The organism is Shouchella miscanthi, from assembly GCF_007725405.1.
GTDB classification, from domain to species: Bacteria; Bacillota; Bacilli; order Bacillales; family Bacillaceae_D; genus Shouchella; species Shouchella hunanensis.
Map to the genome: position 1 here is coordinate 1,162,444 of NZ_CP042163.1, position 12,625 is coordinate 1,175,068.

General features: G+C 43.8%; 6 protein-coding genes, 2 rRNA genes and 1 pseudogene. 7 read left to right on the top strand and 2 right to left on the bottom strand.

Annotated elements, in window-relative coordinates; genetic code table 11:
* The first annotated feature begins 30 nt into the window (after positions 1 to 30).
* Positions 31 to 2,967: ribosomal RNA gene (locus FPV17_RS05665) — 23S ribosomal RNA — on the top strand.
* Positions 2,968 to 3,175: 208 nt separating this feature from the next.
* Positions 3,176 to 3,291 (top strand): 5S ribosomal RNA (rrf, locus tag FPV17_RS05670).
* 642 nt (positions 3,292 to 3,933) lie between these two features.
* On the opposite strand, the gene FPV17_RS05675 is transcribed toward rrf, so the two are convergent.
* The gene (locus FPV17_RS05675; protein WP_144558434.1) at positions 3,934 to 4,857 is read right to left on the bottom strand and encodes a proline dehydrogenase family protein; all 924 of its coding nucleotides are present in this window, start codon (positions 4,855 to 4,857) and stop codon (positions 3,934 to 3,936) included.
* Positions 4,858 to 5,022: 165 nt separating this feature from the next.
* Here FPV17_RS05675 and FPV17_RS05680 point away from each other — a divergent pair, with 165 nt between their 5' ends.
* Positions 5,023 to 6,555, top strand: coding sequence for a sigma-54 interaction domain-containing protein (locus FPV17_RS05680; RefSeq protein WP_144558435.1), 1,533 nt, complete (start codon positions 5,023 to 5,025; stop codon positions 6,553 to 6,555).
* Between the two features lie 70 nt (positions 6,556 to 6,625).
* Here the strand turns inward: FPV17_RS05680 and pruA are convergent, their stop codons facing one another.
* Positions 6,626 to 8,176: an L-glutamate gamma-semialdehyde dehydrogenase gene (pruA, locus tag FPV17_RS05685; protein WP_035393328.1), complete on the bottom strand. Its 1,551-nt coding sequence runs from the start codon at positions 8,174 to 8,176 to the stop codon at positions 6,626 to 6,628.
* A 120-nt stretch (positions 8,177 to 8,296) separates the two neighbouring features.
* On the opposite strand from pruA, the gene FPV17_RS05690 reads away from it, so the two are divergent.
* From FPV17_RS05690 to FPV17_RS05705, 4 genes and pseudogenes are all read left to right on the top strand, one after another.
* A complete protein-coding gene (locus FPV17_RS05690) occupies positions 8,297 to 9,004 on the top strand; it encodes an NAD(P)-binding domain-containing protein (RefSeq protein ID WP_144558436.1) in 708 nt (235 codons plus the stop codon).
* 52 nt (positions 9,005 to 9,056) lie between these two features.
* A pseudogene (locus FPV17_RS05695) lies at positions 9,057 to 10,048 on the top strand (C45 family autoproteolytic acyltransferase/hydrolase).
* A 59-nt stretch (positions 10,049 to 10,107) separates the two neighbouring features.
* The gene (locus tag FPV17_RS05700) at positions 10,108 to 11,619 is read left to right on the top strand and encodes a bifunctional metallophosphatase/5'-nucleotidase (protein WP_144558437.1); all 1,512 of its coding nucleotides are present in this window, start codon (positions 10,108 to 10,110) and stop codon (positions 11,617 to 11,619) included.
* Between the two features lie 32 nt (positions 11,620 to 11,651).
* Positions 11,652 to 12,617 (top strand): alpha/beta hydrolase, encoded by a 966-nt coding sequence (locus FPV17_RS05705; protein ID WP_144558438.1) that lies wholly within the window; start codon positions 11,652 to 11,654, stop codon positions 12,615 to 12,617.
* The last annotated feature ends 8 nt before the right edge of the window (positions 12,618 to 12,625 follow it).

Genomic DNA, 12,625 nt, shown 5'->3' on the forward strand with positions numbered 1-12,625 from the left:
AGAGATACGAAGGGAATCTGAAGTAAAAATGGATAAGTTAGAAAGGGCGCACGGTGAATGCCTTGGCACTAGGAGCCGATGAAGGACGCGACGAACAGCGATATGCTTCGGGGAGCTGTAAGTAAGCTTTGATCCGGAGATTTCCGAATGGGGGAACCCACCATCCGTAATGGGATGGTACTCCTGCCTGAACACATAGGGCAGGGTGAGGCAGACCCGGGGAACTGAAACATCTAAGTACCCGGAGGAAGAGAAAGCAAATGCGATTTCCTGAGTAGCGGCGAGCGAAACGGAATCAGCCCAAACCAAGAGGCTTGCCTCTTGGGGTTGTAGGACACTCTATACGGAGTTACAAAGAAACGGAGTAGGTGAATTGTCTGGAAAGACAAGCCGAAGAAGGTAACAGCCCTGTAGCTGAAACTTCGTTTCCTCCAGAGTGGATCCTGAGTACGGCGGGACACGTGAAACCCCGTCGGAATCCGGGAGGACCATCTCCCAAGGCTAAATACTCCCTAGTGACCGATAGTGAACCAGTACCGTGAGGGAAAGGTGAAAAGCACCCCGGAAGGGGAGTGAAAGAGATCCTGAAACCGTGTGCCTACAACTAGTCAGAGCCCGTTAATGGGTGATGGCGTGCCTTTTGTAGAATGAACCGGCGAGTTACGATAACGTGCAAGGTTAAGCTGATGAGGCGGAGCCGTAGCGAAAGCGAGTCTGAATAGGGCGAGTAAGTACGTTGTCGTAGACCCGAAACCGGGTGATCTACCCATGTCCAGGGTGAAGGTCGGGTAACACCGACTGGAGGCCCGAACCCACGCATGTTGAAAAATGCGGGGATGAGGTGTGGGTAGGGGTGAAATGCCAATCGAACTCGGAAATAGCTGGTTCTCCCCGAAATAGCTTTAGGGCTAGCCTCGAGTGATGAGTTTTGGAGGTAGAGCACTGATTGGACGAGGGGTCCCCACAGGATTACCGAATTCAGTCAAACTCCGAATGCCAAAAACTTTAACTCGGGAGTCAGACTGCGAGTGCTAAGATCCGTAGTCAAGAGGGAAACAGCCCAGACCATCAGCTAAGGTCCCCAAGTATACGTTAAGTGGAAAAGGATGTGGAGTTGCTTAGACAACCAGGATGTTGGCTTAGAAGCAGCCATCATTGAAAGAGTGCGTAATAGCTCACTGGTCGAGTGACTCTGCGCCGAAAATGTACCGGGGCTAAACGTATCACCGAAGCTATGGCAATCCCAGTAGGGATTGGGTAGGGGAGCGTTCCAAGGACTGTGAAGCTAGATCGTGAGGACTAGTGGAGTGCTTGGAAGTGAGAATGCCGGTATGAGTAGCGAAAAGAGGGGTGAGAATCCCCTCCGTCGAAAGCCCAAGGTTTCCTGAGGAAGGCTCGTCCGCTCAGGGTTAGTCGGGACCTAAGCCGAGGCCGAAAGGCGTAGGCGATGGACAACAGGTTGATATTCCTGTACCACCTCGTATTTGTTTGAACGATGGGGGGACGCAGAAAGGTAGGGTGAGCGCGCCGCTGGCTGTGCGCGTCGAAGCATGCAAGGCTGGAACATAGGCAAATCCGTGTTCCGCGAAGGCTGAGCTGTGACCGTGAAGGACCCAAGGGTCCGAAATCCCTGATCCTCCGCTGCCGAGAAAAGCCTCTAGTTAGAATACAGGTGCCCGTACCGCAAACCGACACAGGTAGGCGAGAAGAGAATTCTAAGACGCTCGGGAGAACTCTCGTTAAGGAACTCGGCAAAATGACCCCGTAACTTCGGGAGAAGGGGTGCTCTATTAGGGTGTTAAAGCCCGAGAGAGCCGCAGTGAATAGATCCAAGCGACTGTTTAGCAAAAACACAGGTCTCTGCGAAGCCGTAAGGCGAAGTATAGGGGCTGACACCTGCCCGGTGCTGGAAGGTTAAGAGGAGGGGTTATCCCGTAAGGGAGAAGCTCTGAATTGAAGCCCCAGTAAACGGCGGCCGTAACTATAACGGTCCTAAGGTAGCGAAATTCCTTGTCGGGTAAGTTCCGACCCGCACGAATGGTGCAACGACTTGGATACTGTCTCAACGAGAGACCCGGTGAAATTATAGTACCTGTGAAGATGCAGGTTACCCGCGACAGGACGGAAAGACCCCATGGAGCTTTACTGTAGCTTGATAGTGAGTGTTGGTACCATTTGTACAGGATAGGTAGGAGCCTTGGAAGCCGGAGCGCTAGCTTCGGTGGAGGCGTCGGTGGGATACTACCCTGATGGTGCTGACATTCTAACCTCGACCCGTGATCCGGGTCAGGGACATTGTCAGGTGGGCAGTTTGACTGGGGCGGTCGCCTCCTAAACAGTAACGGAGGCGCCCAAAGGTTCCCTCAGAATGGTTGGAAATCATTCGTAGAGTGCAAAGACATAAGGGAGCTTGACTGCGAGACCTACAAGTCGAGCAGGGACGAAAGTCGGGCTTAGTGATCCGGCGGTGCCGTATGGAAGGGCCGTCGCTCAACGGATAAAAGCTACCCTGGGGATAACAGGCTTATCTCCCCCAAGAGTCCACATCGACGGGGAGGTTTGGCACCTCGATGTCGGCTCGTCGCATCCTGGGGCTGAAGTAGGTCCCAAGGGTTGGGCTGTTCGCCCATTAAAGCGGCACGCGAGCTGGGTTCAGAACGTCGTGAGACAGTTCGGTCCCTATCCGTCGCGGGCGTAGGAAATTTGAGAGGAGCTGTCCTTAGTACGAGAGGACCGGGATGGACATACCGCTGGTGTACCAGTTGTTCCGCCAGGAGCATCGCTGGGTAGCTACGTATGGACGGGATAAGTGCTGAAAGCATCTAAGCATGAAGCCCCCCTCAAGATGAGATTTCCCATGGCGTAAGCCAGTAAGACCCCTTAGAGATGATGAGGTTGATAGGTCAGAAGTGGAAGTGTGGCGACACATGGAGCGGACTGATACTAATCGGTCGAGGGCTTATCCTAAATTTCTTGAGTTTGAGTAGATGATTTGATTTAGTTTTGAAAGAATCACCGATTCTTTTAACAAGAAGGATTTCATTCCTTTGACAAAGAGCAACAAGAAGATCGAGGACTAGAAGTGCTTGAAGGAAGGAGCGTACTTGCGTACGTGACTGACAGAAAGACACAAATAGGACGAAGAGATTCGCCGTTGATCTGACGTCAAAATAAGTCTGGTGGCAATAGCAAAGAGGTCACACCCGTTCCCATGCCGAACACGGTCGTTAAGCTCTTTTGCGCCGATGGTAGTTGGGGGCTTCCCCCTGTGAGAGTAGGACGTTGCCAGGCAATGAGAAAGACACCTGAAAAGGTGTCTTTTTTTTTAGAGAGAAAGACGCAAAAGAGCTGCGCTTCGACAGAAGGGAGTTAAACAAAGAAAACGGCCGAAAAATACAAGCACAATAAAAAAGAACAACAAGAAAAAACATCGAAGGGAAAGCAGCGTGCATCCCCCAGTGAGACGAAAGGGTTGTTTTCATAAAAGCTTCATGGGAAGCATCGTGGATCAATCAACAAGAGGAACAACCCCGAAGAAAACCACCCTGAAGCCAAGGGACGTTGCCAGGCAATGAGAAAGACACCTGAAAAGGTGTCTTTTTTTGCATAGAAAAGAAAGACGCAAAAGAGTTGCGCTTCGACAGAAGCGAGTCAGACAAAGAAAACGCCGTAAAATACGAGCACGATAAAAAAGAACAACAAGAAAAAACATCGAAGGGAAAGCAGCGTGCATCCCCCAGTGAGACGAAAGGGTTGTTTTCATAAAAGCTTCATAAGAAGCATCGTGGATCAATCAACAAGAGGAACAACCCCGAAGAAAACCACCCTGAAGCCAAGGGACGTTGCCAGGCTATTGCGTATAAAGGTATATACTGTACAAAATCAAACGTAAAACACCTCCTTGAGTAGAAGGTGTTTTAGATTAGTGACGATTTATTTTCCGAAAAAACCTCTAACGGCAAATGCAATATTTTGTGGTCTTTCTGCTAAGCGCCTCATGAAATACCCGAACCAATCTGTGCCGAACGGTACGTAAGAACGGACTTTATACCCTTCATCAATCAATTCCTTTTGAAGTTGCTCTCTAAAGCCATACAGCATTTGAAATTCGAATTGTTCCTTTGAAATGTTCTGTTCGATAGCGAATGCTTTTACCTTCTCAATAATCGTATGATCATGAGAAGCTATGGCCGTGTAGCTTCCGTTGTTTAAATGGATCTTAATAATGTTCAGATAATTTTTATCGATTGTCGCCTTATCTTGATAGGCAACAGTCTCTGATTCTTTGTAAGCCCCTTTTACCAGACGGAGTGGAACCCCTTTTAGGCTCTTTACATCGTCTTCTGCACGATGGAGGTAGGCTTGAATCACGGTTCCAACGTTGTCAAACTGATGTTCATTTCGTAGAATGGACAAAATACGCAACGTTTGCTCACAATGTGAGTAGTCTTCCATATCAATACGAATAAAAATATTAAATGCTTGGGCGACTTCGCAAATTCGTTTCATATTATATAAACAAAAGCTTTCATCGATATCTAGTCCAAGTTGTGTCATCTTTAATGATAAATTGCACTCAACGTTCGTTTCGTGGATTGCACGTAAAACGGCTAAACAAGCCTCGGTAGATTCAATGGCTTCTTCTCTTTCTGTGACAAATTCTCCTAAATGATCAAGGGTACAGGCGACTCCTTTTTCATTTAATAATTGAACATTTTTAATGGCATCCTCTAAGGTAGCTCCTGCTACAACTTGAGAAGCGCCAAACTTCAGTCCCCATTTTTTTGCGGCCTTATTTAACGATTTATTTTTAGCTAGCTGCATAAATACTGAACGAAGTGGTTGTTCTAGGACCATAATTCATTCCTCCTACAAATGATGTAAACGCTATACACTTCTTAATGCAAAAAGTGTGCCAACTTAAAAAGTGTTAACAGTAGTGTTTTTTCGGTAAATCGTCTAAAATATAGACATTAAGTGACAAATGTGTCTAATGTGTATAATGAATAAGGAGGGTCGCCTTTGCAAACCTCATTAAAAGATGTAGCAGAACCGTACACTGGTAAAACTGAAGAAGACAGCTGGACATTACCAGAGTCAACGTTACTCATGAATTTACCTGCTTTTAGCGATCAAATAACGACGATCTATACAGTAAATGAATTAAACGATGTTGTAGGCAGAGTGAAAAAAGAACTCATCCCCTCACTTCTTCTTTATGAATTAAAGCGGTATCATTCTTTTCACGAAACGTTAGTGACGGCAATGAATGACGCAGTTACAATTGTGAATCATGAAAGTGAGATATTAGCGATTAACCATCGATCTGAAGAACTTTATCATTTAAATAATGAAAACGTTAAAAAGAAACCGTTACAACAGTTTTTTGAAGAAGATGCTCTCGTACTGTGGTCAGTTCTTCGAGATAAGCAGCCGGTTATGAATCAATATAATCAGCCAAAACAAGGTTTACACGTTATTGTGAATACAGTCCCGGTATTCTTAGGTGTAGAGTGTATTGGTGGCATTTCAATAGAACGAGACATAACCGATGTTGTTAAGTTAAACGAAAAACTATCATCGACAACAGCGAGCTTACATGATTTAAACGGGCAAGTAGCTGACGAACCTTTTCAAAAGATCATTGGTAGGAGTAAACCAATAACTCAAGCGATCGATATGGCACGTAAAGTGGCTAAAACAGAAGCTAATCTATTGTTAACTGGAGAAAGTGGTGTAGGAAAAGAACTATTTGCAGAGGGAGTACATCATGCTAGTAAGCGGGATAAAGAGCCATTTGTAGCGATTAACTGTGGCGCGATCCCATCAGCGCTGTTTGAAAGTGAACTATTCGGCTACGTTCCGGGAGCTTTTACAGGGGCCGTTAAAGGCGGAAAGAAAGGAAAGCTAGATGTTGCAAAAGGGGGGACTCTTTTTTTAGATGAAGTAGCAGAGATGCCCCTCGAATTACAGGTGAAACTTTTGCGCGTTTTACAGGAACGGGTATTTTATCGTGTAGGCGATCATAAGCCAATTCCTCTTGATGTTCGTATAATTGCTGCAACGAATCGAAATCTAGATGAAATGATTCAAGAAGGAACCTTCCGAGAAGATCTTTATTATCGCCTGCATGTGATTCAAATTCACGTGCCACCTTTACGTGAACGACTCGATGATTTACCGGAGTTAATGCAACGATTCGCTCACGAGTTTGCCATTCGCTATGATAAAGTTGTCCCAACGTTTGATCCAGAAGTCATGTATATGCTTATGAATCATCGTTGGGAAGGGAATATTCGTCAATTACGTAATCTAGTTGAGCGGGTGATCATTTTAACAAATGATACAGAGGACCGTGTGCATTGGTATCACTTACCCGAATCTTTTCAAAAGCAGATGAATCATGTCTCCTCTGCAAATTATTCAAGAAACGATGAACGAAGCGAGATACTAGCCGCTTTGGAAAAAACGTTCGGCAACAAATCGGCTGCTGCAAAATTGCTTGGTGTTTCTAGAGCGACCTTATACAATAAGCTAAAGCACTATAATCTGTAAAACGAATTGTCTAGTTAGACAGTTTTGTATAGACAAAAAAAGACACGCTTCGGAGCGTGTCTTTTTCATTTTAGTACATTTCCGAGATTGTTTTTGCTTGCATATGAAGGACTAAATAATCTGGGCCGCCTGCTTTTGAATCGGTACCGGACATTTTAAAACCACCAAATGGGTGATAACCAACAATGGCACCTGTACAGTTACGGTTGAAATAAAGGTTTCCAACGTGGAAATCATATTTGGCTTGCTCAATTTTTTCGCGGTTATTTGTAATAACGGCTCCAGTCAACCCATATTCGGTATTATTGGCAATTTCTAACGCCTCATCATAGCTCGTCGCTTTACTAATTGCGAGAACAGGACCAAAGATCTCTTCTTGCATGATTCGCGCTTTAGGATCAACGTCAACGAACACAGTTGGGTGAATAAAGTAGCCTGTTGAATCATCGCTTTGTCCACCTGCTGCAAGCTTTCCTTCTTCTTTGCCTATTTCAATATAACTAGTAATCTTATCAAAAGCAGCTTGATCAATAACTGGTCCCATATAAAGATTTGTTGGTTCTGCAGGGTTTCCAACAGTTAATTCTTTTGTGCGTGCTACGACTTTTTCAACAACTTCATCATAAACATCTTCATGAATAACTGCACGAGAACCTGCTGAACACTTTTGGCCTGAGAAGCCGAAAGCAGAAACGACAATAGCGTCTACAGCTGTCTCAATATCTGCTTCACTGTCAACAACAACAGTATCTTTACCGCCCATCTCTACGATGACACGTTTTAGATGATTTTGCTCTTTTTGAACGATTGCTGCTTTCTCATAAAGACGAACACCTACATCGCGTGAGCCAGTAAAGGAAATAAGAGCTGTTTTCGGATGTTCAATTAGGTAATCACCAATTTCGCTACCGCTACCAGGAACAAAATTAATGACGCCTTTAGGAACACCGGCTTCTTCAAGAACCTCAACAAATTTAGCCGCAATAACAGGTGTTGTACTTGCCGGTTTTAAGAGTACCGTATTTCCTGTAACGAGCGGTGCTACCGTTGTACCTGCCATAATGGCAAAAGCGAAATTCCAAGGTGAAATGACAACCGTCACCCCTGTTGGCGTGTAGATGTAGTTATTTTGTTCTCCAACGCGGCTATTAACTGGTTTGCCGTTTGCAAGTTCAATCATTTGACGCGCATAGTATTCAAGAAAATCAATACCTTCTGCCGTATCTCCATCAGCTTCTTTCCAAGGCTTACCACCTTCTTTTACAAGCATAGCAGTAAATTCATGCTTACGGCGGCGAACAATGGCTGCAGCACGAACTAGGATGTTGGCGCGCTCTTGTGGCGTTACTTTTCTCCAAGATTCAAATGCAACACTTGCAGCTTCAATTGCTTGCTCTGCATGTTCTTTAGTCGCTTTTCCAGTTGTTCCAATAATTTCAGCTTTATTGGAAGGGTTATAAGACGTTAATTTGTCGGTAGTATCAACACGCTCACCATTAATAACAAGTGGGTAGTGACCACCAAGCTGAGCTTCGACTTGTTTAATCGCATCTAATAGGTCTTTCTTATTTTCTTCAATTGTAAAATCAGTGAATGGTTCATGTGTGTAAGGTAATAACATCGTAATCCTCCTCAATAATCAGTTTCAGTAATTCTAATGCAAGAAGCGTGCCAAGTCTTTTGAGATTGTAGGAAATCGTGAAAAAAAGGTATACTTTTCTTAAGAGTAGGAGGTTTAGCAATGGAAAAGCAGCGAGTAGCTATCATTGGAACAGGTCGAATGGGAAAAGCGATCGCAACACAGATTCATTCCTATTTTCAGTTAACCCTTTTAAATAGAGGCTCTAAACAAGGTAAGGAATTAGCCGCTTACTTGAAAGTAGCCTATTCAACAGACTTTCGTTGTTTAAACACAATGAATCTTATTTTGTGTTGCGTGCCTCAAGATGCAACAACGTCTGTGCTGAATCGCATTGCGCACTACGCTAGCCCTAACACCATTATTATGAATTGCTCAACAAAAGCATGGGTTGATAAGGAACTTAAACAAGCTTACAGTAAGTTGCATTTCGTAGAAGCGAAAATTATTGGTCATGCGACATCGATTGAGGCTGGAAAACAGGCTGCTATTTTTGCAGATGCGACGAGCAAAAGCGTGCAGGAAGACATTTCCTCCCTTTTTTCTCCGTTTGCAACCGTTGTGTTTGAACATCCTGCAGTAGTTGAAAAGCTAAATCAAGTTGCGACAGAAATTGGCATTCTAGCTGCTGTGACAGTAGAACAAAAGGTGGAAGGGGAAAATCTTTCTCCTTTTATAAAAGAAGTCTTGATTGACAATGTATGCGCCGGTGTGATGAGTGCCTATGTACACAATGATTTAGGGCATTTTGCAAAACAGATAGTAGCTGATTTACAGGGAAGGAAAGATACGAATGAAAGAAATCTATAGCAACATCGTTCAGTTTAAAGGCGATCATGAAACATTTGGGTATGAACAAGGCATGGAAATCAAAGCGTCACTAATCATTAAAAATCGTTCAAATCAATGGAATGTGCGCAAGCAGCGTTTTTCAATTGATGTACACGAAGCGAAGCGGGAAATAAGCGCTATATCGGCTGAAATATGGCAAGAACTTCTCGGAATGCAGCAAGCACTTGAGTGGTCGATGGAAGAGGTGTTGAAAGAGTTTGGTGGCTACAGAGTACCTTATTTAAAGTCGGGGTGTTCCATTGCTACAGGTGATCATTATTTGATTCGCAACTATGATTACCATCCTAAAACATATGAAGGTCGGTATACCTTATTTAAACCGACAGATGGTGGATTAGCGGTTGCAGCTCCCAGTCAGCGTATAAGCGGTCGAATGGATGGAATGAACGAAGCGGGATTGGCAATGGGCTACAATTTTATGAATCGTAAGAAACCTGGTGCTGGATTCATTTGCTGTATGATTGGTCGGTTTATTTTAGAGACATGTGAGACTGTCGACAAGCTGTTACGCTACTAAAAAAAATCCCACATCGCCATTCGTTTAGCTATATTGTCTATGATCAAAGTGGTCGAACCGTTATTATTGAGGCAACACCTAGGGAAGTAGCCATCCGTTCAAGTATTCGGTGCACGAATCATTTTGAGGAACTTGTTTCTGAAAACCGTCACCATCTCGTTGACTCAACAAGGAGGCTGGATGTCTTAAAAAAGAATCAACAAACGGTTATGTCAGCGAAGGAAGCGTATCACTTATTTAATTCTGCAAATAAAGGCTTATTCTCGGATTTATACGATAGTTGGGCAGGGACGATCCACACATCGGTTTACTTTCCTTCTTCATTACAGGCATGGTTTACTCTTGGACCGGATCAAGAGCCGACTGTAATCGATTTTAAAAAGTGGTTAAATGGAGAGCCTATAGCGTTGGATCGAATAACAGGAACGATTGATACAAATGTGCCTTTTTTACATATGGATGACCCTGCGGATTGGTATCGGTAAAACGTGTGATACAATACTTCATTCTGTACATCCTAATTTAGAAAGAAAGGGTGGAAGGAATGAAGTTTTTACTTAGTATCCAAATCGTTTTTTTAGTGTATTTTCTAATGGGTGAAAATCCTGCCTACGGTGCGGAAGGGGAAATGGTTCGCATCCTACATACAAATGATATTCATGGCAGGATGGTGGAAGGGGAAGGCTTCGGATTTGCAAAATTGAAGACATTGATCGATTCAAACTGTGAAGGAGACTGCCTTCTCGTTGATGCAGGAGATACCTTTCATGGAACACCATTTGTTCAAGCTTCTAAAGGAGAAGTAGCAGTTTCGTTAATGAATGATTTGCATTACGACGCTTTTGTACCAGGTAATCATGATTTTAACTATGGTTTTGGACATCTTCTTCATTTACGTAAGCAAGCAAGGTTTGTCTTTTTAAATGGCAATCTATTTTATAAAGGAAGGAAGGAGCAGCCTTTTTCCCCATTCATAATAAAAACCGTCGCAACTAAAAAAATTGGCCTTTTTGGCTTAACAACAACAGAAGCGATAACCAAAACAAATCCAAACAATGTAAAGGAAATTGAACTAAGAAATCCATTTGAGCAAGCGGCAAACATTGTTGATCAATTAAAGCAGGCGCAAGTGGATCTTATTGTTGCAGTTGTGCATCTTGGTATGGAAGGGAGTCCTGAAACAAGTAAACAATTAGCAGAAAAGGTTCCGGATATTGACGTCATTATTGATGGGCATAGTCATACGTTGTTACCAACTGGTCATGTCGCTGAAAACAACACGTTGCTTGCAAGTACAGGAGCGCATCTTCAAGCCCTTGGCCTTGTGACAATTGAGTATGACAATGATCAGCTTATTAAGAAGGCGCAGCTACTCAAACCGTCTTCCACAACAAGGGAGCATCTCGTTACGAAAAAGAAGCTTCACATTGTAGCTGAGCGTATAAACAAGGATGGGAAGAGAGTGGTTGGATTTACTCCCGTTGCCTTAATAGGCGATCGTCAACATGTTCGCGTGGGCGAAACGAACCTTACTCAATTTCTAACAGACGCCATTCGTAAAAAGACTAATGCAGATATGTCTCTTTTAAATGGTGGAGCCATCCGTTCTTCAATTCCAAAAGGCACTGTGACGAAAGCAGATCTCCAGTCTGCGTTCCCTTTTAATAGTTCAATTGTAACGGTCGATGTTAGTGGTCAAGTGTTAGTAGATATGATTGAACACGGTATACGTGGTTACCCGTTAGAAAATGGGAAATTTCCACATGTAAGTGGAATGAAGGTAACCGTTAAGTGGGAAGAAGGTACGCCAGTTGTTGACGCAATAAAACTAGATGGTGGTACGTTTAATCCATCATCGTGGTATACGGTTGCTACAAGTGACTTTATTTATAGTGGAGGCGATGGTTACCCAATTCAACCTGGTCGGTTTATTCACAAATACGGTCCTATTCAAGACGGTTTTGTGGATTATATGAAAACGCAAAATCCTATTGCAACGATTCATAATCGGATTGTAGGTCTAGAAACGAACGAAAGCGGGAAGAGAAGGGATTAAGAAAAACGGGTTATAAGCAGGGGGGAGCAAGCGTGAAGAAAAAAACGAAAAGGATGCTCTGGAGTATTGGCGGTGTATCGGTTGTACTTGGTGGGACACTTGTTGCGGCTAGTTATTATTTATTTACTATGGCAATTGCAAGGAGTACAAGCAATGTCGATCTTTATGCGGGAGAGGAAGAAGCGAAAGAAGAGCTCGAGAACATCGCTGAATTAATGAAGCGTGGCGAACAATGGCTAGCCACAAAAGAGGTGGAACGAATCGAACAACAAACGTATGATGGATTAACGCTTTACGGTCGCTATATAACGAATGAAGAACAAACAGGGAAACTGGCTTTGCTTCTCCACGGCTATCGAGGCGGAAGTAGTGAAATGGGACTGGCTGGAGAACTGTATGAAGAAGAGGGCTTTGATCTTTTTTTACCGGATGCACGAGCACATGGTGAAAGTGAAGGCGATTATATAGGCTTTGGCTGGCTTGAGCGCCAGGATCAACTAAACTGGTTAAACAAATTAATTGATGAAAAAGGGCTAAAGCAAATCGTGATTCATGGAGAATCTATGGGTGCTTCAACAGCTTTAATGGTGGCTGGTGAAGTGGATTTACCAAAGGAAGTTAAGGTCATTATTGCAGACAGTCCATATACAGCAGTAGATGAGGAATTGTCGCACCAGATGCAAAACTTGTTTCAAATCCCGAGTTTCCCACTCTTACAGATGGGGAGTGCACTAACGAAACTAGCAGCTGGTTATACCTTTGGAGAAGCTTCAGCCCTTGTGCAAGTGAAAAACGAGACACCACCGCTGCTTTTTATTCATGGTAGTGCAGATGATTTAGTACCCACATACATGTCTAGAGAGTTATACGATGCTGCAGCTACGAAGGAGAAAGACCTTTGGATTGCAGATGGTGCAGACCATGTTGGCGCAAAGTTTACAGAGCCAGCCGTTTATTATAAACAGATATGGTCTTTTGTGAATCGATATATAAAGTAACAAGTTGA

Bases quoted from the DNA above. Each gene is read 5' to 3' on its own strand.
- FPV17_RS05690 (WP_144558436.1), top strand. From the start codon at position 8,297: ATGGAAAAGCAGCGAGTAGCTATCATTGGAACAGGTCGAATGGGAAAA.
- FPV17_RS05700 (WP_144558437.1), top strand. From the start codon at position 10,108: ATGAAGTTTTTACTTAGTATCCAAATCGTTTTTTTAGTGTATTTTCTA.
- FPV17_RS05675 (WP_144558434.1), bottom strand. From the start codon at position 4,857: ATGGTCCTAGAACAACCACTTCGTTCAGTATTTATGCAGCTAGCTAAA.
- pruA (WP_035393328.1), bottom strand. From the start codon at position 8,176: ATGTTATTACCTTACACACATGAACCATTCACTGATTTTACAATTGAA.